Raw genomic sequence first — 26,689 nt, 5'->3', positions numbered from 1 at the left:
CCGCCACGGAGTCCGCTAAATAGTTACCACAAAAACTCAGTTATCCAACAGGAACCGGGCAATGGTACGAACGCCGTGCCCCTTGGCCCCCTGCGCCCATTGATCATTAGCGCCCGGTAAGTAAGAACCGGAAAGATCCATGTGTACCCAGCCGCGGCCTTCATCGCGCACAAACTTGGCCAGGAAAGCTGCCGCCGTCGATGCACCGGGGCTGCCATCGATGCCCACGTTGGCAATTTCCGCAAACCCGGAAGGAATCTGCTCCAGGTGGAATTTTTCCAGCGGTAAGCGCCAGGCTTTTTCATTTTCAGACCTGGCCGCCGTCAGTACTTTTTCGGCCATCTCATCTTCAAAACTCATCACCGAGTTGTAATCCCGGCCCACCGCCATTTTAGCCGCGCCCGTCAGCGTTGCCGCGTCGAGGATATAGCGGGGGTTTTCCTCGCTGGCGGCAATCAGGCCATCCGCCAGCACCAGGCGGCCTTCCGCATCGGTATTCAGAATTTCCGCGGTCACGCCATTTTTGTAGCGGATGATATCGCCGAGTTTGAACGCGTGGCCGGAGATCAGATTTTCCGCACAGCACAGGTATAGTTTGATGCGTTTCTGCAATCCACGTGCAATGGCCAAAGCCAGGCCGCCGGAAACCATCGCCGCACCGCCCATATCCGACTTCATGTGGGCCATGCCCGCAGACGGCTTGATGCTGTAGCCGCCGGAGTCAAAGGTAATGCCCTTGCCCACCAGGCAGATATCCACAGGCGCGTCCGCATTGCCAGCAGGGTTGTAATCCAGCTGCAGCATGGCACCGCCGCGTACACTGCCGCGACCGACATTGTGGATGCCCATGAAGCCTTCATCCAGCAACGCATCACCGGAGACAATGCGGTAGCTCACCGCATCCGGGGCCAGCTTTTGCAGCATATCTGCCGCACTTTCTGCCAACGCGCGCGGGGAGACGTTTTCCGGGGTGCCATTGGTGATTTCCCGCACCCACAGGCTCGCAGCCTTGCGCGCCTGCAGTTCATTCAGCTCATCGCCGGCACCCAGGCCCCAGTCGAGGGTGCTCTTGCGGTTGGGATTGTAGTAACCGGCCCAGAAACTCCAGCGACTCTCCAGATCCCAGTTGTCGCCGGTCAGCGCCACATCGGTCACCCCCATGCCATCGAGCCGGCGCGCGGCGCGCTGTACCGCGACCAGGGTGCCGCCGGTGGCCTCGGTGGCGTGAATGCGGGCCTCGCTGTCATTGAAGCTCAGCAGGGCATTGTTGCCCCAGTGTTCCGCCGCCGCCGTGGTTTCCAGCCGTACCTGCATCGCTGTTGTCATCTGTACACCTTGATTGAATCGTGATTTTTGGGAATAAGAGTGCGCGCCGGCTTCGACGCGTCTGAATACGGATATTGGGTCAGTTTAGCAGCGAACAAGTGGTCGTTTGCGCCGGCTCACGGTCTGCCGATACACTCACCCGATATACTCACCCGGAAAAATATAACGACAGGGACAACAAGGAAGTCACCATGGGCGAATCCTGCCACTACCACTCGGGTACCGATGCCTCCTGGCACTGTGACAGCTGCAGCAAGGATTACTGCGGCGAATGCGTACCGGGTTCTGTGGATAACTATTACAAATCCACCCCCAAATGCATTCTGTGCAACAACCGCCTCAACAACGTCGGCGCCAGCAACAAGGCCAGGCCCTTCTGGCAGATGGCCCCCTACTACTTTCGCTATGCCATCGCCGCCGGGCCCCTGACCATTTCCAGTATCTGTGCGGTGGCGGCCCTCGCCATCACCGGGCTCGGCTGGCTGTCGATCTTCGTGCTGGTGGCGATGCTTGCCGTAGTGCTGCGCTACAACCTGCTGGTGATTGAAACACTCGCCAGCGGTCAGCTGGACGCACCCTCTTTTGGCGACGCCCAGGACGGCCGCAGTGCCGCGGTATTTGCCAAGATCATCGGCATGATCCTGGTGGCCGGTGGCGGCGGTGTGCTAATGGCGGGCCTTGGGGAGGGGGCGGTGCAGGTATATTCCATCGCCCTGTCGCTACTGGGCCCGGCGGCAATGATTGTGCTGGCACTGGAGCACAGTATGCGGGCAGCGGTAAACCCACTGAAGTTACTGCAATTCACCCTGATTATCGGCTGGCCCTACTGGTTGCTGTGGCTGTCCACCACTGCGGTGTCCGCGGCACCGGCGCTATTGATGCCGGTGGTGATGGGTAAGATTCCAGCGTGGATGCTGTTGCCGTTACTGGCATTTACGACCAGCTACTTCTCCATCGTCACCAGCGCCATGATGGGCTATATCTGCCTTACCCGGCAGCAGCAGCTGGGCGTAGCCTCCCAAGTGGATGACGATGAGTTTCTGGAGGAGCCTGAGTTCACACGACGCAAAGCGCTGGCTGATGCCAGTATTTTCTTGCGTGAAGGGCGCCACGATGAGGCGCGCAAGGTACTGGTAACCACCCTGCGCCAGCAGCCCAACGATATCACCCTCAACGAGCGCTACTACCGACTGCTGCTGGCCACCGATGACAAGAAAGCACTGAGGGAACTGGGACCGCACCTGCTGGAGCGGTTCGTGACGCTGAACCAGCCGCACAAAGCCGCAGAGCTGTATATGGCGACCCTCGCAACCCAGGGCGCACCGGCCATCGACAAGTCACTGCTGCGCCACCAGATTGCCGAGGCCCTGTATCGGCAGCGACAGTTCAAGCCGGCACTGGCCCTGGTGAATAACCTGCACAAGGAAGACCCGCACTACACCCGGCTGGACGCGGCCTATCTGCTGCTGGCGAAAATCTATATGGACGGTTTCAACCGCATCGACAACAGCCGCAAGCTGCTGGCATTCGTGCAACAGAAATTTCCCAACAGTGCGGTGCTACCGGAAGTCCGCCAGCTGGATTCCATCCTGGCTGCCGAAGCGAAGCCCGCGCTGCGACCGCAGCCGGCGTAAGTCATTTTCCCTATCAGACGACAGCGGGCTGCAACGCCCGCACAAAATCCAGCGCCTTGCGCGCCCGCTCCTCGTCGCCGCAGCGGCGGTAGTGTTCCACCAGGCCATGGGCCAGACGCGCCATCAGCGGATGGCGCTGTTCCTTTTGCTGCAACCGTAACAGCAGCGTTTCCACCAATCCCCACTGCTTTTCGCGACCGGCGCGCTGGGCCAGCAGCAGGCACACCTGGCTGGTGAGCGCTCGCGGCTCGCCACCGCGGTTCAGGTAGTCTTCGACACCGCGGGCAATAGGCGCAAAGTCCTGCTCCGGTTTTTTCGCCAGGGCGAACAGGGCCAGCCAGGCGCGGTGGTGCCCCTCGCTGTCTGGCGCCAGGGCGGTGAGTTCAATCGCCTTGTGGATCAGCGGCAGGGATTCCGGGTGCTGCCGCTGGGCATTGGTCGCGGCCTCACCGGCTTCCAGCAGCTTGCCGCTGTTTTGCAGGGACTCGATCCGTGCCAGTGCCAGCTGTTCCGGCGTCGGCGGCAGGTCCTCTTCCACGTGGATTTCACTGCTTGGGCGCAGTCGGATCAACACCAGGGTGCAGATAACCCCGGCGACCAGCCCACCAAAGTGGGCCCAATAGGCAATGTTGTCGCTACCGAAGAAGTAGCCAAACACTTCCTTGCCCAGCCACAGGGGCAATACCAACAGCGCCGGTGCGGTAAATTCGCCAAAGGCAAAACCGAGGGTGTAGAAAAAGCGCAGCCGGCGGATACCGTAGACCGCCACGAACATCCCCATCACCGCAGAGACAGCGCCGGAGGCACCGATCACCGGCATCAGGCTGCCCGCTTCCACGCCCAGGTGCAGGGCGGCGGCGGCAATCCCCCCCAGTAAATAGAGACCCAGAAACCAGGCTGCCCCCAACGCCAGCTCAACGGAAAGCCCAAACAGTAGCAGGAAGATCATATTGCCCAGCAGGTGGTCCCAGCCGCCGTGCAGGAACATATGCCCGAATAACCCCTGCAGTGTCGGCGCGGCCGGTGTCAGGCCGTAGGCAAAGCTCGACAGGCTGTCGCGCAGCTCACCAAATTGACGCCGCTGTTGCAGCCAGGTCTGCTCCCCCTCCTGCGCCAGCTGCGGCAACAGCCAGTTGTGGAACTCCCGGCTCCACAGCAGTTGCTCGTAGATGAATTCTTCCCCGGCGCCCATGGCCAGGGTGCGCCATTCAGGTTTTTGCGTTTCCACATATTCGTAGAAACGCTCCTCGTCCAGAGCCGGCAATTCGCTGGCGAAGTAATAGTCTTCGGCCGCTTGCCAGCGCGTCTCGTCGCCGCTCTGGTAGAGCAGGAACACCAGCAGGTTGATGAGGATCAGAGCAAAGCAGACCAGCGGTGGGCGGCGCCAGTCGGGCCGGTTCTGGATGGGGATGATCAGCAAGGGCGGACCTGCGGCGCGGTTGCGGTTGGAGTTGGCGGATTCAAGCTCTCCAGAATACAGGGGTTGCAGAATAAGGCCAGCCCCCTGACGGCCGAAGCCGGCGGCTGTCCGGGACTACAGGCTGGCCCGAGTTGACTCTGGCGTCACTGGTTGCCCGAGCCATTACTGGAACCATTGCCGGAGCCATTGCCCTCACCACCGTCGCTCTCGCCGCTATCGCCCTCCCCCGAACCACCGTCGTCATTGCCCGACCAGTCTTCGACACCCGCGGAACCGCGCGGCTCCTCGGCGACAGTCCCCTGCTCACTGCTCGCCGGGGTCGAATGCAGTTCCGTCGCCGGCAGCGGTGACTCCGACCAGCTGCGCACGTGCAGGTCTCGCTGCGGGAAGGGAATTTCGATACCGCGCTGGTTGAATTCCCGCAACAGCTCGATGTTGTACAGCGCGTTGAGGTCCCCCAGCGAGGACACCGCGTTGCTGTTGACCCACACCACCAGTTTGAAATCCAGCGAACTGTCGCCGAACCCGGTGAGCCACACCTCGGTCTTGCGCTGCCAGTTGGTAAAGGTGACCGGCACATGCTCTGCCGCGGCCATCGCCGCCTCCCGCACCACTTCCGGATCCGTGCCGTAGGCTACGCCGAAGGTCACGTGGATACGCCGCACCGGGTCTTCCAGCGTGTGGTTGGTGACCCGCCCGGTAACGAATTCAGAATTGGGCACCAGGATATCCACATTGTCGCGGGTGGTAATTCGGGTGGAGCGCACATTGATATCGCGAATGCGACCAAACACGCCGGACTCCAGCTCCACCAGATCCCCCACCCGCAGTGGCTGCTCAAACAGCAGAATGATCCCGGAAATAAAGTTGGAAAAAATCGCCTGCATCCCGAAGCCGATACCCACGGACAGGGCACCGGCGATCAACGTCAACTTGGAGGTATCCAGCCCCACCATGGTGAGAATGATGATCAGGGTGATGAGGACGATGCAGTAATTCAGGATGCGCCACAGAGTGTAGGAAGCCTGTTCGCTGGTGCGGTTTTTGCGCACCATGCGCCGCAGCACCCAGTTCAGAGCGCGCGAACAGCCCCAGGCCGCCAGGATCACCAGCAGCATCTGCGCTATGTCTTTCAGGGTGATCGGGTGCTCACTGACCGCAAAGAGTTCGTAATTGGCGAGATTGCGCCAACCGACGTGCAGTTCCTGAATCTGGTGCTGGATTCTTTCCCCCATGGTGCGCCACCACCCCTGGGCGCGGCGGTAGACCAGCAACTGCGCTGTCTCATAGCGCTTCACGTCCTCAATCAGGTCACCGGCCCGCCCGAGGGCGCTGTTGACCTTTTCGAACCGCTGCCACCAGCTGCGCATGGCTTTGGGATCCTCTCCCACCCAGGCGACGATCTGGCGCTGGCGCACATTCAGCTGACGAGTGAGGTTCTCGCGGACGGTTTCCGCATTCGCCACCAGGTCCTTGCTGATCGACATTTTCTGCGCCTCGCCATCGGGCTGCAGAACGCTGTTCATTGCCGACAGCAATTCCTGCTTGCGCAGTTGCAGACGATTTTCCAGTGCCTCGACACTGTAATTCATCATCTTGATCTGCTGCTCCATGGTGACCACGGCGCTGGAACTTTCAAAAACCAGATTCTGGGAATCGCTGCGGGCCCGCGCCAGGTCCTCCAGGTTGGATTTTTCCTCAGTGCTTGCGGCCATCAGCTTTTTTGCCACATCGGCACTGTACTGCAGCTGCTTGAGCATGCGGGTCAACTCGGCATCGGCGTAGTCGAGCTCCTCGCCCCAGGCATTCAGCTGCTCGTGCAGCATGCGCTGTTCTTCCAGTATTTGCAGGTGGCTGATTTGCGCCAGGAACAGGTCGACAGTGGCCTCCAGATGGCGCGCATCCGCCCGTGGCCTTTCTTTCAGTGCCGTCACCTTTTCCCGCAATCGTTTGAGCGACTGGCCGACACTGTCGTCCATCTGCGACATTTCCAGCTTCAGCCCGTCAAACCGCTGCTGCCCCCGGGCCACACCCGCGTCCGCTTCGGCCCACTGCAATACGGTCGGGTCTTTGGGAAATGTCACTTTCGGCAAAACGCCGACTTTTTTCAGCTCCTCATGTTTACCCCAGGTTTTGCGAATACCGTCAAAGCGTAGGTTGATGGCCTTCACTTTGTCACCCAGCTCAGCTTCCTCCGGCAACAGGGTATTCCATTCTTTCCAGGCGGCTTCCACATCCGTCAGCCACTGTTTGCGCTGGTCGCTGGTGATATCTGGCCACTGGGTCCACCAATCCGCGGCAAGATTATTGAAGTCCGGAATAACCGGGGAAAACTCTTTCGGCTTGGTAGATGGCAACTGGGCGAACGCCAGCAGCGGCAGAAATAGCGAGAGACAAAACGAGAGACACAACAAAAACAACAGCCACGACCGCACCCGCAGCCACAAGGGTGCGAGCCAGCGATGATCAAGCGAGGAACTTATGGCGGCCATGCCGGAGGCGATCCCTGTCCTTTTATCTCTTTGCCGTAACCGAGGTTTGGATAAGCGCCACAAAAGCGAGCGACGCGCGATGGCATTCGTGCATTGGGTTGAGCGCATTGGCTTTAGTGTAGATGAGACCAACCGACGCCCCGCCGCAATAGCACGCAACAAAGGCCTTTTACAAAAAAGCGCTTTTACGAAGTCGCCAAGCTATAGCCGCTAGCGGCGGCGGCGATCGTAACGCTGGATACAGTCGCGGTATTCCCGTTGATAGATCCGCAGTCGCTGGCTGTCCAGGCTGCTTCCCCGGCGCGCAGCATCCGACGCATCCTGGCGGCAGGCGGACTCCGCCAGTACCCGGTTGTCGTAGCGCTCACCACTGGAATCATAGGGCGGGCGGATATTGGCATAGGGACGCGGCGCGCGGCGACGCGGGTCGCGGTAGCGGTCGGCCTCAAACAGCGGCATCCCCTCACCATCCAGAGTGTCAGGATCCAGGGCATCCGGTGGGTAGGCGCGGGGAATACCGGAGCGGTCGCGCAGGTCATCCAGGTCTGCATCCGGATAGCCGTAGAGGCGATCCTCATTAGCCCCCACCAGGTCTCCACCGTAATAGCGGCGCCAATTGTACGGCGGCGTGGTCACCACATAGGTGCGGTTGCGCGGCTCGAACCGGAAAAAGGTACCGGTGGCACTGTAGAAAAAGCGCTGGCCATCGATATCAAAGCCGGTACTGCCGAGTGGCACAAAACTGAGCTCCGCCCCCAAGGGCGGCTCCACCCGCAGATAGCCATCGTCTTCGCGACGGTAAAAATAGCCGCCTTGGTAATAGTAGATATTGCCGCTCAGGGTAAGCTGGATCGCGTCTGTCGACAGCTGGCGTTGCCGGTTGGGATCACGCCGGTAATCGTCAGCGGCCTCACCACTGGACTGGTCCGGCAGCGTACCCTGCGCCATCGAAGCGTCAAAAGGAACAAGTACAGCAGCGAATAAGAGGCAGGCAGGAAGAAGAGAGGGCAGAGTGAAAAAGAACCCAAAGGAGAATCGAGAAGGTTCCAGAAACAACTGGGGCATGTCTTACCTCACAACAAGCCCCCCGACCGACCGATGAATACCAGCAATTCATCAGACTAAAAAATCAAATAGCGGAACCCAATAGACAGCCACACACGGCGCCGCCGCCTTCTCCGCCGTCAGTCACGACAAGAGAGACGGCCAGCAGCCGCGTGCGACACGGTAGCCGGAGGCGCCACCCTCCCATACTGAGTGGCGAACGCAGCAGAGCGCTCAGACCTCTCGGCCCCGCGCTTTTGCTACACGGCCGACTACATCTAAAGTGTAGTGTCGCCAGCGGCAATTCCCAACAAAACCCGTTACAGGCTTGCGATGACCTCGCGCAACTTGCTGACGATGGCATCGATCTCGTGGGCCTCGATAATCAGCGGCGGCGACATGCACAGCGCATCGCCGATACCCCGCGCCATCACGCCCGCCTCCCAGGCCAGTGCCGACGCCTTGGCCCCGAACTTGCCCTTGAGATTTTCCGGCGCTTTCAGCTCGATGGCACCCACCAGCCCGTAGTTGCGCACATCAATCACCTGATCCATATCCGCCAGCGAGTGCAGTGCATTCTCCCAGTGCTTGCCAATATCTCCGGCGGCGCGGGTCAGCAAGCCCTCACGGTCGTAAATATCCAGCGTCGCCATACCCGCGGCGCAGGCCACCGGGTGCGCGGAATAGGTATAGCCATGGAAAAACTCCACCATCCCCTCACCGGCGGCATCCATCACCGTGTTGTAAATCTTGTCGCTGACGAACACTGCCCCCAGGGGCACCGTCGCATTGGTGATGCCTTTGGCGGACGTAATCATATCCGGCGTCACACCGAATTCCTGTGCAGCAAACGGCGAACCGGTGCGGCCCCAGCCGGAAATCACCTCATCAAAAATCAACAGTAGATCGTGCTTGTCACAAATCTCCCGCAGGCGCTGCAGGTATCCCTTGGGTGGCAAAACCACACCGCCGGCGCCAGAGAAAGGCTCCACAATCACCGCCGCAATCTGATCCGCGCCGTGGAAAGCAACAAGACGCTCCAGATCTTCCGCCAACTCCACACCGTGCTCCGGCAGCCCCCTGGAAAACGCATTGCGCTCGATATCCAGGGTGTGGCGCATATGATTCGCCTTCACCGGCTGACCAAAACTCTGGTAGTTCGGCGCAATACCACCGACAGAGATACCACCGAAGTTCACCCCGTGATAACCCTTCTCACGGCCGATAAACATGGTGCGGCTACCCTTGCCCCGCGCGCGCTGATACTGCAGCGCAATCTTCAGCGCCGACTCCACCGCCTCGGAACCGGAGTTGCCAAAAAATACATGATTCAGCGGATCCGGCGTGTACTGCACCAGGCGCTCCGCGTATTCAAAACTCAGCTCGTGGCCGAAATTAAAAATCGAGCTGTAATCCAGCTTGCGCGCCTGCGCAGAAATGGCATCCGCAATCTCCGTACGGCAGTGACCGGCATTGGAACACCAGAGGCCCGCGGTGGCATCAATGATCTTACGGCCGGACTTTTCGTGCAGGTAAATCCCCTCCGCGCTCTCAACGATACGCGGCGCCGCCTTGAAGGAGCGGTTGGGGGTAAAAGGCATCCAGAAAGCGTTGGTTTTCAGTTCGGACATGGTTTTCTCCAAGTCTTAAAAATTAGAATCTTTCTAACGTAGTAAATAATTCAAATGCGAAGGCGGGGTGCCGGGTGCGAATTTTCAGGAGCGTCGGCGACATGGACGTCGCCGACGCAGCGTACAGGGATGTATTCACAGCGGTCCTGAAAATTCGCACCCGGTACCCTGCCGCCACAGAGTCAAAACAAACCTCTTAAAACAGCAGGCCCGGGCTAGACTCCGTAACAGCAGTATTTGGTCTCGTAGAATTCCGCCATACCCTCGACACCGCCCTCGCGGCCGATACCGGATTCCTTACAGCCGCCAAAGGGCGCCACCGTGGTCGAAAACACGCCCGCATTACAGGCCACCATGCCGTACTCCAGCGCCTCCACCACCCGGTTCGCCCGGCGAATGTTTTCACTCATCACATAAGCCGCCAACCCGAACGGCGTATTATTGGCGCGCGCAATCACGTCTTCCTCATCCGAGAATTTCTGCACCACCGCCAGCGGCCCGAAAATCTCCTCCTGAGCAATGCGCATCTCATCGTGCACATTGGTCAGCAGCGTCGGCGCATAAAAGTTTTCACCGTGCGACAGAAAGTCCCCGCCCAGTTCAAGATGCGCGCCATTGGCCACCGCCTCCTCCACCAGACCGTGCACCCGATCCACTGCACGACGGAAAATCAAAGGACCAAAAGTCGTCCCCTCATCCAGACCGTGGCCCGACTGTAACTTCTCCATCTGCGCACGCAGCTTCGTCACAAACTCGTCGTGCACCGCCTCATGCACATAAATCCGGTTGGTAGACACACAAGTCTGGCCCGCATTGCGCATTTTGGTAGCCACACAGGCGGTCACCGCCACATCGATGTCCGCATCATCGAACACGATAAACGGCGCATTGCCCCCCAGCTCCATCGACATCTTTTTCACCGTGCTGGCACACTGCGCCATCAACAGCTTGCCCACCGGAGTAGAGCCGGTAAAAGTAAACTTGGCCACTCGCGGGTCCTGGGTCAGTACCTTGCCGATGGCGGCAGAATCACTGCCAACCACCACATTCAAGGTACCCGCGGGCAGGCCCGCCTCCTCGGCCAGGGCACACAGCGCCAGTGCCGACAGCGGCGTCTCCGAGGCCGGCTTGATCACCACCGTACAGCCCGCGGCAAGTGCCGGCGCCGCCTTGCGGGTGATCATCGCATTGGGGAAATTCCACGGCGTGATGCAGGTCACCACGCCCACCGGCTGGCGAATGGTCTGCAGGCGCATTGCGGGGTTGTGGGTTGGGATTGTCTGGCCGTAGGCGCGGCGGCACTCCTCGGCATACCACTCGATGTAGGAAGCGCCGTAGTCAATCTCGCCCATCGCCTCCGCCAGTGGCTTGCCCTGTTCCAGGGTCAGCAGCCGCGCCAGATCTTCGCGGTTGTCCGCAATCAGCTGGTACCAGCGCTTGAGCACCGCGGCGCGCTCGGATGCCGTCTTGCGGCTCCACGCCGGGAACGCCGTGTGGGCCGCCGCAACCGCATCGGCGGCATCCGCGGCAGTGCCATCGGCAATCTCTGCCAGCACCGCGCCATTGGCCGGGTCAGTGACCACCAACTTACTGGCCGCTTCCCGCCATGCACCGTTTATATAGTTGCGGGTCTGTAATAACTGCTTATTGTTTAGTTCCATCGAATACTCCCTGACCAATGCATACTGAGCTTTTCAGGGATTCTGGCCAAGCAGTCCGTCGGCGAATAGTAAGATCTTTGCAACTAAAGTTCGGATCCATCAAACTTTACTGAAAACACCGCCGCCGGAGCCGCCCCACAGGTACCCCCATGCCCACTACGCCGCAAAAGCCACAAAAGCTACCCAAAAAGCCCCTCTCCGGGCGCCTCAGCGATATGGACCTGCGCCTGCTGCGGGTCTTCCGCGAGGTGGTGCAGGCCGGGGGCCTGGCGCCAGCGGAAGTGGCACTCAATATCAGCCGCTCCACCATCAGCGTGCACCTGTCGGACCTGGAAACCCGGCTCGGCATGCAACTGTGCATCCGCTCCCGCGGCCGCGCTGACTTCAAGCTGACCCGCGAGGGCGAGGCCCTCTACCAGGCCATCGAAGAGCTCGACGGCCACCTGGCCAGCTTCCGCAGCCAGGTCAACGCCATCCAGTCGCAGCTCACCGGCAAACTGCGCATCGTCCTGCCGGACGACATGCTGGCCATGCCCCAGCTGGACATGCCTGCCACCATTGCACGACTGCGCGAGCGCGCGCCCCAGTTACAACTGGATATCAAACTGGCCGCGCCCCACGAACTGGAGCTGGAAATCCTCGGCGGCCGCGCCGATGTGGGCATCAACCCTCTGCATTCCCGTCGCCCCGGCCTCAGCTACCAGCCGCTGTTCAGCCACCAGTCGCTGCTTTACGGCGCCGCGCATCACCCCTGCGCCAACCGGACAGAAGCCGATGAAGAACAGCTCACACAGCAGGAACTTGCCGCCCCCGATCACGCCGTGCTGTCCGGAGCCGCCCACCTCTACCGCCTGTTCCCCCACAAAAGTATCGCCAACCATATGGCGGCGCGGCTGGCGATGATTCTGTCCGGAAAATTTATCGGCTTTCTGCCGGAGTACCTGGCGGCGGAGTATGTGCAGCGGAAAGAACTGGTGGCGCTCGACCCCGAACGGTTCCGCTACCAGATTCAAAATGCACTGACGTTTAAAAGCAGCGCTGCAGAGCAACCGGCGGTGCGATTGTTTCTGGAGGTGCTAGTGGTAAACGGGTAGCAAGGGAGAGTGGTGAACTGTGGTCGGGATAGCCAATTGCAGGCATTATGTGTAAATCTGAAATTTTTCATTTTCAACCGAAGCCCAGTTAGCGCCAGAGTTCTCAGCTACCGCACCCGAGAGTCACCGCATGTCGATCGTAAGATTCCTGTCCGCAATATCACAGCCAACCATCGGCTGGTGGCCATTCCCGTTCCTCAGGCCAGAAAATGGGAAGCCATTTGGGAAGTCCAGGCTTTTCACCTGCATGCTGCTATACCCGACCTACCTCTGGTGTATCTCATCTCTCATTATCAACCTGAAAACAGATTTTGCATTCAATGAGTACCTGCTGTTCCTTTACCTATGTTTCTTTTCAACCTTTGGGGTTTACTTTTTAGCGGTCGCATACAGCTGGAATAGAGTTCACTGCGCGGACGAGACCTAGCAAGCTATCGCAGCCAAGATCTTGTGCCACAATCACCAAGTATCTAGCAATGAATCAATCTCTCCGCTGTGCATTAACATTGCTCGCATGCCTTGCTTTAGCCTCATGCGAGGAGACCAAGCCAGAGCCGGCTGATGTTAAATTACTGACCAAAGATATTTATATTTCTGTGGCGCAGAATGACCTCACTCTTCCGTTTACAGCGATGGAAAATCACGCCTACCGCGGAATTTCATTTCCCCTGAACCGGAAAAGAGACAGAGAGCAGGCTAAAAGTGCACTAGAAACTCTGCTGCAAAAATCCTCGGATCCAAGCCAGCCATTGGCAATGGAAACAATTTCCGTCACGGTACGGAGCTACAATTACGCGGCCTGTCCGCTTTTCACGCGCGAATGGGCCCGCTCTGTCTGCCGCAACCCCTGGTCCGCCATTCAGCAAGCGCTACCGGCGAACCGTTTCAAGCTGGTGGATTTACGCAATTGGACAACAAATACTCCAGGCGGCCCTCGCTGTGCGCGCCAAGATAGATACCCACAAGTTGCGCCCGAGCAAATATCAGAAAATGCCGTATTACTCTGCGAAGCTGAAGTAGCAGGGGGCGACGAAGATGAGTTTCATATTGCTGCCATTCGGATTCATGAGAACCTGGGTGCGGTATGGACGGTATGGCGATTTGGTGCGAATAGAGAAACGGCTGAATCGATGGCGGAAAGGGAAGGTATAGCAATAGCAAGTTTTGTGCAGCATGCGTTGGGACCAGCCGAGAACTACCTGGCTCTACTTCACGATCATTGCCGCCTTCGTCGCCCCGGCTCGATTGATGGACCGAAAGGGGCAGACTGTTCCAGCCTCAGCAACCGCACAATTCCTTCAAGTCAATAGGTGAAATTATTCGTGAGGAAATGTACAAATACACCTATTCGGCAGTGGCCAGAAAACCTACGAGCTTGATTAACCTCCATCAACAACCAGATGCACATGACAGAAATCAAACTATCGAAAGACCAGAAAGAAAGGGCGGTAGATAAAATCAAATCTTATTTCGAGGAAGAGCTACAACAGGATATCGGTGGTTTTGAGGCCGAGTTTCTGCTGGATTTTCTTGCCAGAGAAATCGGACCCACTTTCTACAATCGCGGACTGTTCGACGCGCAGCAGATATTGAACGAAAAAATGGAAGAGTTCAGTTACACCATCCACGAACTGGAAAAGCCAGAAATATGAGCGTCGCTTCTCTTCAAGATGCCCCTTTACTCACTCTGCCGCACCGACTGCGAGTAGCGGTCTGACGGTGCCCGAATAACTGCCAGACCCGCTCACCGCCGACCATCGCGCCAAAACAAAACGATCGTACCAACCGCTTTGTTCCTTTCATCTTTTGCTGTTTAGCGCCCAGAACTGGCAGCAAATTCCACACAAATCGCACGGCCAGACCTATGTCGAAATACGGCAGGTGTTTGGCTTTACCAAAACCCACCATTTTGTAGTACCAAAATATAATATGAGCTAAACTGCCGCCCGCCGGGATTTTCTCTTGCCCGGTAACTCGCTACCTGTAACGCGCTGTAGCCCCTCCTAACGCCATGCAGTACTGGCACCCGGTTGACGTTGAAGTCTTGTGGCCCCACTGCGGATCAGCCTTGATACAAAGCTGAAGCCGAAAATAATCAATAAGATAAGGACTGCATGATGAGAAAAATCTATTTTTCTTTTATTTCCCTTGCACTGCTGGTGCTCTGTACGAATGCGACGGCTCTGGATTCCGGTCGCTATGTGATTGTCTCGAAGCTCAACGGCAACGCCCTGGACGTAAACAGTTTTGACACAACTGACGGTGCCAATGTGATGACCTGGTTTACGCTCGGATACAACAACCAGCAGTTCGATATCACCCAGCTCAGCGATGGCAGCTACTCCATACGCCCGGTACACAGTGGCAAGTCGCTGGATGTATGGGAGTGGAACACCAATGATGGTGCAGAGTTGCGGCAGTGGACCTATACCGGCGGCGACAACCAGCGCTGGTGGATCGACAGCCAGGGCGGCAACTATTACTCGATCACTTCCAAGCTGAGTAATAAGGCCATTGATGTCTGGGGTGTGAGCATGTACGCGGGCGCCGACGCGCGGCTTTACACCTACTGGGGAGGTCCAGGCCAGTTGTGGACCTTCCAGAAAGTGGGCAGTTCCAGTGAATGCTATGCCGGTGCTTCTCTCTCCAACCGCTTTGTGGACTGCGGAGGCAAAACCATCGGGCTCAGTTGTTCCGGTGACAGCGAGAGCCAGCCCGCAGTACTCTCACTGAACAACGCTTCCATCCGCAATGTAAAACTCGCGGCTAACGGCGGTTCCGATGGCATCCACTGTAACGGCGGTAACTGTACCCTCGCCGATGTGGTGTGGAACGATATCTGTGAAGATGCGGCCACCAATAAGTCCGAAGGCGGTACCATGACGATTGTTGGCGGCTCCGCTTACAACAGCACCGGTGGCTATGGCGGCACCCCGGACAAAATCTTCCAGCACAATTCCAAAAACAGCACCACCATCATTTCCGGCGGCTTCATGGCCACCGGCACTCACGGCAAGCTGTGGCGCTCCTGTGGCAACTGCACCAATAACGGTGGCCCACGCAATGTGCTGATCTACGACGTAAACATCAATGCCGATATCGGCTCTATCGTTGGTGTAAACCGCAATTACGGTGATGTAGCCACAATCCGCAATCTGCGTATCAAGAACTACAGCCAGGGAAGCCCACACGTGTGTGACGAGTACCAGGGCGTACAGAAAGGCAGCTCCTCGACCAAATACGGAGAATACTGGAACACCGCGAACTGTGATGTATCCACTTCCGACGTCAGCGTCTACTAATCGCTGACACTTGCCACAGGGACCGGGCGCAATGCCCGGCCCCTCACCCGACCACATATCGCGCTACCGATTTCTCTAGCTGCTTCTCTAGCGAATTCCCTGGCAACGTTACCAGTCAATTCTCCGTGCATTTCGCTGTCCATCGCGCAATCCTTGTGGAAAACTATGTGCCAGGCAATTTTTCACTCGGCACAGGTTTATAACCCAAGGGAAGATAGTGCATACCCCGAAACACTTTTCTGTCACCGACAACACTGAACTCCTCGCATTCATCGCGAAAAATGCATTTGGGCAGTTGATTTCAACGGTGGACGGCCGCCCGGTTGTCACGCATATGCCATTTTTGGTCTCGGACGATGGATGCAAACTCCTTGGGCATCTCGCGAAAATAAATCCACAGCACCGTGAACTTGGCAACCAGGAAGCGCTTGTCACTTTTCAGGGACCTCACGATTATATTTCCCCCTCCTGGTATTCGGGGCCCGGCGTTCCCACCTGGAATTATCAAGCGGTCCATGTTTATGGCCACGGCGCCGTGATTACGGATCCAGAGGAACTCAAGCGCATCGTCGACGCGCTGACACACAAATACGAATCGGGCTTCCCCAATCCCTGGCAACCAAGCTACAAAGACGCAATGCTGAATGCCATTGTCGGTGTGGAAATCACCATTTCCGAGATTCAGGGGCAGTACAAGCTGAGCCAGAATCGTCCGGAACAGGACCGGCGCCAGGTGATCGATCAACTGAAAGCCATAAACGCCAACGATCTGGCTGCGGCCATGGAGGAAGTGGCGCTAAGCGAGAAAATGGCGCCGTGACAATGATGCGGTCAGACTTCCCAACTCAGACTTCCCAACAATGTCTCCGCGCATGAACCACAGGGGGCGGTATGCTTGGTGATGCTGCGTTCGCACAGATGGCACTGCCGCTGCTGGGTTATCTGGCCCTTTTGAACCTGCTGACCTACGGACTCTACGCCTGGGATAAATCCGCAGCACGCAGAGGCGCCTGGCGAATCAAGGAAAACACCCTGCATACACTCGCCCTCGCCGGAGGCTGGCCCGCCGCGCTCATCGCCAGGCACCGGCTGCGCCACAAGACGCGCAAGCAACCATTCCGGTCGCTATTCTGGATCACGGTGATTGCCAATATCGCCATCCTTCTCTTCCTGCTCACGCCCGAGGGCAACGCCTTTCTTCACAGTTTGCTGTCAGCGCTTCCTTTCTGAATGGGGATAAAAATGGATAAACCTACCTTTCTCAATGAAGTCGAACGGCGATTCACCCAGTTATTCAAGGCCTCCAAGGGCGGCTATGCGATACCGCCAGCGGAACGCCACCGCCTGCAGGGTTTTATGCAGGCGGGCGTGTTCATGAACCTGTGCAATCGCAGTGAACTCAACGCCATTATGGAAAAAACGCATCTCGCGATATTTCGCAAGACCATTGAAGAGCGAAAACTGGACACGCCGGTGTCGTGGATTTACGAGGAGACGGACTACAGTCTGTACGAGACCCCAGCCTATGAGCGGCGCTATTAGATTCTCACTGCCTGCTCCCAGCCAAGCGGATACACGATTCCGGGGTTGACCTCACAACCTCTTCACATATACTTGCTTAATCAAGCATATGTGAAGAGGTTTTTATGTCTCAGCAGTCCATTAGTTCGCTAGTCATTACCCAGAATGCCCTGTTGGCCACCCGGCTCGCGCGGAAGATGACCAATCGGCTCAGTGTGCACGGTATCAGCCTGACAGAATACCTGGTGATGGATTACCTGAGCCAGACGGCCCACGGCGAGCCATCCAGAATTGAACTGGCCGAGCATCTCGGCATGAGCGCTTCCGGGGTGACCCGCCTGCTCGCGCCCATGGAGAAAACCGGCATCATCGAAACCTTCAAAAACCCGCGCGACTCCCGCCAGAGTCTGGTGAAGCTTTCCGCTACCGGCCACAAGCTGTTTGCAGAAGCCAGTGTCAGCTTTGGACATATTTCCAGTGACCTCACCGACAAACTGAGCCAGAGTCAGCAAACCAAACTGGTCGAGTTTCTGGGGAGATTGCTATGAGCGAAAAACAGAAAATGCTGGTGGGGGAAATGTATGCCCCTGCCGATCCGGAGCTGACGGCACTGCGCACCCGGGCCCGCCAGTTGTTCGAAGCCTACAACCGCACGGGAATCGACAGCAGCGAAGAGCGCTCGGTCCTGTTGCGCGAGCTGCTCGGCAGCTGTGGCGAGAATATTGTCATAGAGCCCGCCTTTTACTGCGACTACGGGGAAAACATCCACGTCGGCGAGAACTTCTTTGCCAATTTTGGCTGCGTCATTCTGGATGTGGCAGAGGTGCGCTTTGGGGATAACTGTATGCTGGCACCACAGGTCGGCATCTACACCGCTACCCACCCGCTGGATCCGGTGGAACGACGGAGCGGGCTGGAGTACGCCAAACCCATCACCATCGGCAACGACTGCTGGATCGGTGGTATGGCGGTGATCAACCCCGGGGTAACCCTGGGTAATAACGTGGTGGTCGCATCCGGTGCGGTGGTGACCAAGAGTTTTGGCGATAACGTGGTTTTAGCGGGCAACCCGGCCAGAGTGATTCGTACCATCGAACCAAAAATCGAACCGAAAATCGAGCCGAACACATAACCGATCATTTACCCTTCACCGCCTTTCCCCGGGAGAACCACCGTTGAATATCGGAATTTATCTCTACGACGATGCCGAGGTGCTGGATTTTTCCGGCCCGTTTGAAGTGTTTTCAACAGCCAGCCGACTGACTGCGCCGGCCGGGCAGTTCAAGGTATTTTTAATTGCAGAAGAAGCGCGCACAGTAAATGCCAGAGGCGGCTACCCGGTGGTCCCCCACTGCAGTATCGACAATCACCCGGCACTGGACCTGCTCATCGTGGTCGGCGGTGTTCACACCAACGAACTGACAAAGCCGGCGGTGATTGACTGGGTGAGACGTACTGCAAAAAACACCAAGCTGGTTACTTCGGTGTGTACCGGTGCTTTTATCCTGGCGCAGGCGGGCTTGCTGACCGGACTGGATGTGACGACCCACTGGGAGGATCAGCAGGCATTGCAAGCAACGTTTCCCGACCTCAATGTCATCGCCAATCAACGCTGGGTGGATCAGGGCAAGTTTGTGACTTCCGGCGGTATTTCCGCCGGTATTGATATGAGCCTGCACCTGGTAGCCCGACTCGCGTCACCTGAGCTCGCGAAACTGACCGCCCGTCAGATGGAATATGAATGGCACACCAACACGTGTCCGGAAACCTATGTGAACCAACAACCATGCTGAATCAGAATACCGTCGCTTGACGACGCATCACGAAGGAACGCACCATGAAAATCAGGCTTTTATACGGTTTTACCCTCGCACTCACCTGCAGTGCCAGCTGCTTTGGCGATCAACTCCTGCAGACTTCCACCACCTGGGCTGGCGAGAAGCTGGCATATCCCGACGGACAGGCTCAGATTACCTCTGAGAAACTGCGCATTCCCGCCGGCAAAACTTCGCCGTTCCACTGTCACCCGGTGCCCACCATGGGGTATATCCTCAAGGGCGATGTGCAGGTGGAAACCAAAGACGGTAATAAAACGCTGTTAAAGCAGGGCGAGTCTGCCGTCGAGGTACTGAAAACCCTGCACCGCGGTACCGCGGTAAATGGCGATGCGGAAATCATCGTCTTCTATGCCGGCGCCGAGGGTATTCCCACAACGGTAATGGCAGGCAGTGATTCGAGTCACGCACTGTGCACGCCTTCGGTAGTCGCAGCATCATCATGAAGGCCCGCCAGGTCCAGGCCCTGCAAGGCCAGAAAGAAGAGCTGATTCAGATGGCCCAAAAGTACTCGCCGGTTTTCAATAGCATTGTGAAACCGGTCCCCGTGTCCGTTTTACTGGACAGCTAGCAGCAATGTCGGTGGCGACGATCACCAGAATGAAAATACGGATTTGGCAGAGTACGCGGGTAGTCACTGGACTTTGGCGCCCGCCTGGTTAACCTGTGCCAAATTTTTTCTACTGGCACCAAAATGCTGAAAGCCCTGCACCACGCCGCCATCATCTGCTCCGATTACCAGCGCTCAAAGCTGTTCTATACCGACATTCTGGGACTGGAAGTAATCTCGGAAAATTACCGTGCCGCGCGCAATTCCTGGAAACTCGACCTGCGACTGCCAAATGGTGGCCAGGTGGAGCTGTTTTCCTTCCCCGACGCACCGGCACGACCGAGCTACCCGGAGGCCCAGGGCTTGCGGCACCTGGCGTTTGTGGTGGACTCAGTAGACGATGTAAAGGCGCAACTGGAAGCGCGCGGGGTAGCGGTGGAACCGGTGCGGGTGGACGAATACACCGGTAAGCGTTTCACCTTCTTTAGCGACCCGGACGGATTGCCGCTGGAGTTGTACGAGCAGTAGCCGGCGCACTATTTTTATGCCGGCTATCCGTCACGGTGGTACAGCATATCAACCAGTGTTTTGTCGCGATCAATAAAAAAGGAGGAGCAAAGCTCCCCCTTTCAGGTCTGATAGGTCTTTATATTTTCGCGGCCATTTAAGGTGCCGAGGCCGCAACCCCTTTGCCAGTCGCGCCTGCGGCACTGTCCGGCTTTGCCGCATGGGCGTGGTTGTGGGTGGTCTCTTTTTTGGTGACACCTTTCGCCATTTGCGCCGCCTTCGGCTTCAGTTCCGCCAGCATCATCTTCATCTGGTTGTATTCCGCCTCGCTGGTGAGTTCCAGCATCAGCGGTTGTGCTACCTGGGCAAAGTACTCCGCATCTTTACGGTTGTAGAGCTCCTGTGCCCACCACTGGGCGATGTGCAGTTCCCGCGGTGCGCGCAGGTAAGCCTGCTCCAGCATGTCGGTGTACTGCTTTTTCGGGTAACCCAGCATCTCCAGAGTGATCGCCAGCCCGTACCAGTTCATCGCCTCTTCCGCGCGGGTGTTTACCAGCTCAACAAATTGGTCGCGCGCCTTCTTCAGCAGGGTTTTGCTGCGGTCGCGGCCCATGGTGTTGATCTCGCGGTTCAGCCACAACCAGGCCTGGGCTTTTTTGTACCAGGCGTTGTCCCGATCCGAGGGGGCAACGCGGCCCAGCAAAATGGCAGCGCTGTCAAAATCACCCATACGAGTAGCTGCATCGGCTTGTACAGCAGTCAGTTCCGAGCTGTAAATACCTTCTTTCTCCGCGTACTTCACCATCGCATCCAGGTTCTGCATGTTGTAACCGGACTTCACCAGGAAGCGCGCCAGCTCAACAACGGTCTGCTTGCCACTCAGGGTCGCCACTTTCGGGGTCACCGGCTTGAAGCTCGCAGGTACCTTGCCACTGGCGAGGTCAAACTGGCCGCTGGCAAACTGGTCGTTGTAGACCTTTTCCAGCTGCGCGATAGACATGCCCAGGTTTTTCGCCAGCGCTTTCACCGGGTCGGCGCCATTGTTGTAGTCCTTCACATAGCCTTTGAAGGCCTCAGTCTTGCCGCTTTTCATCACCAGCCAATGGGCCAGCATCCAGCCACTGGCATACACACGGCCTTTTTCTTCATCCGGCGTGTTGTGTACGGTGGCGCGCAACAGTTCCTGCAGCGGCATCGGGCTGGTGTACAGCAGGGTCATGGCGCGCTCACTGGGAATGGCGCCCAGCTTGTAGGTGTTGCCCGGGCCAAAGGTCATGGTGGACATGAACTCGGCAAAGCCCTCGCTGTACCAGTAGGGGTAGTGCGTGGTGGTGCCGTTGTAACTGAGGAAGTGGGTGTACTCGTGGAACAGGAACTCCCGCGCCGCCAGCTGACGCTCGCCGGTGCGGCCGTCCAGGTTCACCAATGCATAGCTGCCCTCGGCGGTGGTATCGAAAAGACCATTGGTCATTTCCGACAGGTCCTCACCCACCAGGCCCGCATAACTCTCGCGGTCAGCGGCGGCGTAGATGGTCAGCTTGGTGTCGTCACCCTCGGAGCCCAGCAGGGCGAGGGACACGGCACGGTAGCGCTCCAGATCCGCCGCCAGGGTGCGCACCGCCTGGGGGTCGCCGTTGGTGATGATCTGGAAGTTAGCGCTGTCAATTTTGTACCAGGTGTCTTTGGCCAGGTTGTCGGCCATGGCTCCGCCGGCGTACAGCAGCGCACTGGAAAGAAGGACTATGGAAGCGATGAATCGTGAAAACATATTCTGGCCACCTGGTTCTGGGTTCTCGAAGCAACTGACTGCTTTTTGTACAGCGTTGCGCGAATTGCCACATTACCCGTTTTCACTGGTTAAAAAAAGAGCAATTTCAATTTAAGGGTTAAGTTCATCCCGTTATATGGGACCAGACAGTACCGACTGTTAAGTCCGTACTAGTCCCGGCATGACTGGCAGGTTTCGCGTTTAAGCCGCCGCCAGTGGCCGGGAATGCCATCCCGGTTGGTAAAAATGGTCAGATTCGCCCCGCTTTGCCCTCCTAGAATGAATCCGCCCGTGAACAAGCACTCTCACCGGGTCACAAATATAAAAGCAATAATCAGAGAGAAAACCATGAAGACAATCGCCCTGCCGGCGCTGTTGGCCGGTGCCCTATCGTGCACTTTTATTCCCCTTAGCCCTGCCGCCCAGGCGGCCCCGACCTTTGTTGCCGACCTGGATATCACCAGCTTCGACGGTACCGAGCTAGACGCCAACCTGTTTATCCCCGAGACCCCGGCGCCCGCCGGCGGTTACCCCACAGTGCTCTTCACCAACAGCTGGGTGCTGGACAAGCATCAGTACCTGCTGCAGGCCAAAGCACTGGCCGAGAATGGCTATCTGGTGATGAGTTACTCCACCCGTGGCTTTGGTGCCTCCGGAGGTCTGGTAGACGTCGCCGGTGACAACACCATCACCGATGCCAGCGTACTGATCGACTGGCTGGAAGGCCATTATCCGGTGGGCAAGCTGGGTATGGCCGGCATTTCCTATGGCGCCGGCGTCTCGTTAATCACCGCCGCGCAGGATACGCGGGTGGACGCCGTGGCAGCGCTCTCCGGCTGGTCCGATGTCATCGAAGGGCTCTACCCGGGCAACACCGTCAACCTGGTGTGGGGCACCATCCTCACCACCACCGCGTTCAACCTCGATCCGGAAGTGGACACCATCTGGGCCAACCTGCGCGCCACCGAAAATATCCAGGGGGTAAAAGAATTCGCCGCCCCCCGCTCCGCACTCTCCTACGTACCGGAACTGAACAGCAACGGTACCGCTGTGCTGATGTCGAATAATTTCGCCGATTACCTGTTCAAACCCAACAGCATGACCCAGCTCTACAGCCTGCTGGACGGTCCCAAAAAACTGCTCCTCAACCCGGGCACCCACGCCGTCACCGAAACCCTCGGCGGCAACAATGGTCACATCTGGGCCACTACCTTTCGCTGGTTCGACCACCACCTCAAGGGCGACGCCAACGGCATCGACAGCGAACCCAAGGTCGACATGACCGTGCGCATCAGCAACGAGATCGAACAGTTCGACGACTTCCCGGTAACCGACAAAAGCACCCGCTACCACCTGCACCCGCGCCTCAGCTACTTCAATAACGCCAGTATGAAAACCAGCCCCTACAACGGTTGGGGCTGGAGCAACGACTTCCACGGCGGCGCCGACACCAAAGCCGGTACCGGCATTCCCGTGATTTCCGACGCGCTGGAAGGTTTTGGTATCCCGGTGTACACCAACATGACCGGCATCAACGGCTACCACGCCATCGAGTACAACTCACCGGTGCACTGGAGCACCTTCAAAATCCGCGGTACTCCGACACTGGAGATGTGGATCAAACCCAGCAAGCCCGAAGTGCAACTCCAGGTACACCTCTACGACACGGGTCCACTTGGCCTCGGCCGCCTGATCACCCACGCCCCGGTCACCCTGCACGATGCTGCGGTGGGCCAGGCACAGAGAGTTTCCCTGGAACTCTTCACCACCTCCTACGATGTACCGCCCGGGCATGTGGTTACCCTGGCCATCGACACCCAGGGCGCCATCTATCAGAAGCCTGCTGATACCAATTACGAAATCGAGGTGCCCTATCGCAGCAACCGGCAATCGGTGCTGACGATTCCCCACCTGTAACGCCTACTGGTAGCGCACACTGGTAACGCACACCCTGCCGGCGCCGGATTCATTCCGGCGCTTTTCACGCCCCACCCGTCCGTTTATCTCCCGCTGGCGTTTTAGAAACACACGCGTAAACCGCTACAATTGGGTCACTTCTGACCGCGAATTTCCCAAAAGATCGAGCAATTATGCGACAACTTGCCTTACCAACATTGCTGGCCGGACTTTTACTCTTGGCTGGCTGCGATACCCAGAATAAAAACACACCCGCCGGCAGTGATGCAGACAAACCCGCTGCCACTGAAAGCGCGCCGCAAGACGCCGCCAAGGCCGGCATGCAGCCCGCCACCGAAGCCGGCAGCTCTGCAGAAGAGCAACCCCCGGCGGGCAAACTGCCCGACGGCGTGCGCCCCACCGCCTACCGCCTGGACCTGAACCTTGACCCGCGCCAGGACCGCTTCGACGGCCAGGTGGAGATCGACATCGAGCTGGACAAGCCCACCGACCATATCTGGATGCACGGCAACAATATCGACGTCGCCCACATCGAGGCCCTGATCCCCGGCGCCGCCGACAAACAGAAAGCCGAGGACAAGGTCGTAGCTGCCCACTATCGCCAGATGCTGGAAAGCGGCGTGGTACGCGTGGATTTCGCCGGCGGTGTGCCTGCCGGCAAAATCACACTGCGCATCAAATACAGTGCACCTTTTGATAAAAATCTCGCGGGCCTGTTCAAGGTCGAGGAAAAGGGCGAGGCCTATGCACTCGCCAAGTCCGAATCCATCCAGGCGCGACGTTTCCTGCCAGGCTTTGACGAACCCGGCCTCAAAGCCACTTACGACATCAACCTGACGATCCCCAAGGGCTACGTGGCCATCGGCAATGCGCCTGAGGTGGGCCGCAGCGATGCGGGCAACGGCCTGGAAAAAGTCACCTTTGCCCAGACCCGCCCCATGCCCACCTACCTGCTGTCGCTGGCCGTGGGCCCGTTCGATGTGGTGGAACGCCCGGCGATTCCAGCAAACAAATACCGCAAGCAGGAACTTCCCCTGCGCGGTTTTGCCCGCAAAGGCCGCGGCAAGGATCTGAAATATATTCTCGACGTCACCCCGCAGATGCTGCGTATTTTTGAAGAACAGCTGCAGCGCCCCTACCCGTTCAAAAAGCTCGACATAGTCGCCGCGCCCCAGTGGCCCAGCGGCGCCACCGAGCTCTCCGCCGCCATCACCTATCGCGAGCAGCGCATTCTGGTGGAAGGCGATGAACCGGCACCCGGCCTGCGCCTGGCACTGCTCGGCGTACACGCCCATGAAATTGCCCATATGTGGTTTGGCAACCTGGTCACCCCACCCTGGTGGGACGACCTGTGGCTGAAGGAAGGCTTCGCCACCTGGGGTACCCCGCTGGTACTCACCATCATGGAACCGGACGGCGGCCACGACCTGAATGCCGCGGTGCGCGCCATCAGTGCGATGAAACTGGACTCCCTCGCCAGCACCCGTGCCATCCGCGAGCCGATCACCGATAACAACGACATCCGCAACGCCTACGATGCCATCACCTACGCCAAAAGCCTGGGTGTTATCCACATGGTGGATGAATATTTCGGTGCGAATACCTTCCGCCCGGCACTGGGCCGCTATATCGAGACCTTTGCCGATGGCGTTGCCGACTCACCGGATTTTTATAAAGTCATCGGCGATGAAACCAACAGCCCGCAACTGACCGAAACCTTCCGCACCTTTGTGGAACAGAAAGGCGTCCCCCTGCTGACCATGAGCGTGGACTGCAGCACCCCAGACGCGGCTAAAATCCGTGTCTCCCAGCAGCGCTACAAACCCCTGGGCTCACCGATCAGTGACGACGGGCAGCAGTGGAGCATCCCCTTCTGTGGGCGCGGCAGCTCCGGCGTTAGCCAGTGCGAATTCCTCACCAGTGCCCAGCAGGAGATCGAGGTATCCGGCGGCAGCTGCCCCGAGTGGGTAATGCCGAATGTCAACGGCAGTGGCTACTACCGTTTCAATATGGAAGAAAAATACTGGCAGGCACTGCTCAAGCAATTCGATTCACTCGAGCCCACCGAGCAACTGGCCGTGATCGACAGCGCCTTCGCCGCGTTTGAAGCGGGCCAGCTGAAGCCGACGACGCTCACCGAGGTCATCCAGCTCTCTGCCGCCTCCGACAAGCGCCAGGTGGTGGAAGCTTCGCTCGGTTACCTCGGCAAGTACGCCGATCACTATGTGGAAAAAGCGCACAGCAAAAACTGGCAGGCGTTCCTGAGTAAACTCTACGGGAAAAAAGCCCAGCAACTGGCAGGCAGTAGCGACTCAGAAAGCAAACTGCTGTACAGCAAGCTGATCGGCTTCCTGGCACTGGAAGGCAAAAATGCGGAAGCGCGCAAGCTGCTGCAGGAGAAAGCCGAGCAGTTTACCGGCTTCAATCAGGCGCGCGATCCCAAAGCCCTGGATTCAGATCTGTACACCAGTGCGTTGACGGTCGCGGTACAGGATTCCGGCAAGGAATTCCTCAATCACCTGATCAAGGTTCGCAGCGAGCTCGACGACCCGCTGCTCGATAGCGCCAGTGCCGACGCCATCGGTCGCGTTACCGACCCTTCGCAACTGCACATCATCCACAACCTGGCGCTCAGCGATGACATGGGTTCCCGCGAGGCCTTCGGCCTGATCCACAATGCACTGGCAGAACCCGCACTGCAGGAAAAAAACTGGCAGTGGTTGCAGGATAACTTCAGCGCAGTGGTCAACAAGATCCCGGAGCAGTGGCGCCGCAACACCCCGCGCTTCGCTGCGAGCTTCTGTGACCAGCACTCCCTGCAACAGGTACAGGCACTGTTCACCCAGCAGAAAAAACTGGTACCGGGTTACCAGCGCGCGCTGGACCAGACCGAAGAAGGCATCAACCTGTGTATGGCGCTGAAGGAAAAAGGGCAGGCATTGACAGCGAGCCTGAAATAGCGCAAAGCGCCACTCCGAAAACGGCAG

At 58.1% G+C, this 26,689-nt stretch carries 22 protein-coding genes; 15 read left to right on the top strand and 7 right to left on the bottom strand.

Annotated elements, in window-relative coordinates; genetic code table 11:
• Window positions 1-36 precede the first annotated feature (36 nt).
• Window positions 37-1,326 (bottom strand): aminopeptidase PepB, encoded by a 1,290-nt coding sequence (pepB, locus tag M0G74_RS16865; protein WP_248219815.1) that lies wholly within the window; start codon window positions 1,324-1,326, stop codon window positions 37-39.
• Window positions 1,327-1,517: 191 nt separating this feature from the next.
• Between pepB and M0G74_RS16860 the strand changes: the two genes are divergently transcribed.
• Window positions 1,518-2,960, top strand: coding sequence for a hypothetical protein (locus M0G74_RS16860; protein WP_248219814.1), 1,443 nt, complete (start codon window positions 1,518-1,520; stop codon window positions 2,958-2,960).
• Window positions 2,961-2,973: 13 nt separating this feature from the next.
• Here M0G74_RS16860 and M0G74_RS16855 read toward each other — a convergent pair whose 3' ends face one another.
• The 5 genes from M0G74_RS16855 to M0G74_RS16835 all read right to left on the bottom strand — a co-directional run bounded on the left by M0G74_RS16855 (window position 2,974) and on the right by M0G74_RS16835 (window position 11,208).
• Window positions 2,974-4,380, bottom strand: coding sequence for a rhomboid family intramembrane serine protease (locus M0G74_RS16855; RefSeq protein WP_248219812.1), 1,407 nt, complete (start codon window positions 4,378-4,380; stop codon window positions 2,974-2,976).
• A gap of 143 nt (window positions 4,381-4,523) precedes the next feature.
• Window positions 4,524-6,872: a mechanosensitive ion channel domain-containing protein gene (locus M0G74_RS16850; protein ID WP_248219810.1), complete on the bottom strand. Its 2,349-nt coding sequence runs from the start codon at window positions 6,870-6,872 to the stop codon at window positions 4,524-4,526.
• Between the two features lie 210 nt (window positions 6,873-7,082).
• Entirely contained in the window at window positions 7,083-7,820 is a 738-nt protein-coding gene (locus M0G74_RS16845) for a DUF6515 family protein (RefSeq protein WP_248219809.1), read from the bottom strand.
• A 416-nt stretch (window positions 7,821-8,236) separates the two neighbouring features.
• Window positions 8,237-9,547 carry an aspartate aminotransferase family protein gene (locus M0G74_RS16840; RefSeq protein ID WP_248219807.1) on the bottom strand — a complete coding sequence of 437 codons (1,311 nt, stop codon included), beginning with the start codon at window positions 9,545-9,547 and terminating at the stop codon, window positions 8,237-8,239.
• A gap of 215 nt (window positions 9,548-9,762) precedes the next feature.
• Entirely contained in the window at window positions 9,763-11,208 is a 1,446-nt protein-coding gene (locus tag M0G74_RS16835; protein WP_248219804.1) for an NAD-dependent succinate-semialdehyde dehydrogenase, read from the bottom strand.
• A gap of 149 nt (window positions 11,209-11,357) precedes the next feature.
• Between M0G74_RS16835 and M0G74_RS16830 the strand changes: the two genes are divergently transcribed.
• From M0G74_RS16830 to M0G74_RS16775, 12 genes are all read left to right on the top strand, one after another.
• Window positions 11,358-12,302 (top strand): LysR family transcriptional regulator, encoded by a 945-nt coding sequence (locus M0G74_RS16830; RefSeq protein WP_248219802.1) that lies wholly within the window; start codon window positions 11,358-11,360, stop codon window positions 12,300-12,302.
• A gap of 476 nt (window positions 12,303-12,778) precedes the next feature.
• A complete protein-coding gene (locus M0G74_RS16825; RefSeq protein WP_248219800.1) occupies window positions 12,779-13,612 on the top strand; it encodes a hypothetical protein in 834 nt (277 codons plus the stop codon).
• A gap of 96 nt (window positions 13,613-13,708) precedes the next feature.
• On the top strand, window positions 13,709-13,954 hold the full coding sequence (locus tag M0G74_RS16820; protein ID WP_248219797.1) for a DUF2164 domain-containing protein: 246 nt from the start codon (window positions 13,709-13,711) through the stop codon (window positions 13,952-13,954).
• Window positions 13,955-14,416: 462 nt separating this feature from the next.
• Window positions 14,417-15,604 (top strand): pectate lyase, encoded by a 1,188-nt coding sequence (locus M0G74_RS16815; RefSeq protein ID WP_236250494.1) that lies wholly within the window; start codon window positions 14,417-14,419, stop codon window positions 15,602-15,604.
• 217 nt (window positions 15,605-15,821) lie between these two features.
• Entirely contained in the window at window positions 15,822-16,424 is a 603-nt protein-coding gene (locus tag M0G74_RS16810) for an FMN-binding negative transcriptional regulator (protein WP_248219795.1), read from the top strand.
• A 71-nt stretch (window positions 16,425-16,495) separates the two neighbouring features.
• Window positions 16,496-16,834, top strand: a complete 339-nt coding sequence (locus tag M0G74_RS16805; RefSeq protein WP_248219793.1) for a DUF1294 domain-containing protein — start codon at window positions 16,496-16,498, stop codon at window positions 16,832-16,834.
• Window positions 16,835-16,846: 12 nt separating this feature from the next.
• Window positions 16,847-17,146 carry a hypothetical protein gene (locus M0G74_RS16800; protein ID WP_248219791.1) on the top strand — a complete coding sequence of 100 codons (300 nt, stop codon included), beginning with the start codon at window positions 16,847-16,849 and terminating at the stop codon, window positions 17,144-17,146.
• Window positions 17,147-17,250: 104 nt separating this feature from the next.
• On the top strand, window positions 17,251-17,673 hold the full coding sequence (locus tag M0G74_RS16795) for a MarR family transcriptional regulator (protein WP_248219789.1): 423 nt from the start codon (window positions 17,251-17,253) through the stop codon (window positions 17,671-17,673).
• On the top strand, window positions 17,670-18,257 hold the full coding sequence (locus M0G74_RS16790; protein WP_248219786.1) for a sugar O-acetyltransferase: 588 nt from the start codon (window positions 17,670-17,672) through the stop codon (window positions 18,255-18,257). Before M0G74_RS16795 ends, M0G74_RS16790 begins: the two co-directional genes overlap by 4 nt.
• Before the next feature lie 43 nt (window positions 18,258-18,300).
• Window positions 18,301-18,918: a DJ-1/PfpI family protein gene (locus M0G74_RS16785; RefSeq protein WP_248219784.1), complete on the top strand. Its 618-nt coding sequence runs from the start codon at window positions 18,301-18,303 to the stop codon at window positions 18,916-18,918.
• Between the two features lie 44 nt (window positions 18,919-18,962).
• Window positions 18,963-19,406: a cupin domain-containing protein gene (locus tag M0G74_RS16780; protein ID WP_248219781.1), complete on the top strand. Its 444-nt coding sequence runs from the start codon at window positions 18,963-18,965 to the stop codon at window positions 19,404-19,406.
• Between the two features lie 248 nt (window positions 19,407-19,654).
• On the top strand, window positions 19,655-20,038 hold the full coding sequence (locus tag M0G74_RS16775; protein ID WP_248219779.1) for a VOC family protein: 384 nt from the start codon (window positions 19,655-19,657) through the stop codon (window positions 20,036-20,038).
• 136 nt (window positions 20,039-20,174) lie between these two features.
• Here the strand turns inward: M0G74_RS16775 and M0G74_RS16770 are convergent, their stop codons facing one another.
• On the bottom strand, window positions 20,175-21,785 hold the full coding sequence (locus tag M0G74_RS16770) for a hypothetical protein (protein WP_248219777.1): 1,611 nt from the start codon (window positions 21,783-21,785) through the stop codon (window positions 20,175-20,177).
• Window positions 21,786-22,133: 348 nt separating this feature from the next.
• Between M0G74_RS16770 and M0G74_RS16765 the strand changes: the two genes are divergently transcribed.
• Entirely contained in the window at window positions 22,134-23,702 is a 1,569-nt protein-coding gene (locus M0G74_RS16765) for an alpha/beta fold hydrolase (RefSeq protein WP_248219775.1), read from the top strand.
• 173 nt (window positions 23,703-23,875) lie between these two features.
• Window positions 23,876-26,662 (top strand): M1 family metallopeptidase, encoded by a 2,787-nt coding sequence (locus M0G74_RS16760; protein WP_248219773.1) that lies wholly within the window; start codon window positions 23,876-23,878, stop codon window positions 26,660-26,662.
• Window positions 26,663-26,689: the final 27 nt, after the last annotated feature.

Source organism: Microbulbifer sp. CAU 1566 (assembly GCF_023156515.1).
In the GTDB taxonomy this organism is placed as follows: Bacteria; Pseudomonadota; Gammaproteobacteria; order Pseudomonadales; family Cellvibrionaceae; genus Microbulbifer.
The sequence above is the reverse complement of the archived record's forward strand: the minus strand, read 5'-3'. Positions and strand labels throughout refer to the sequence as shown.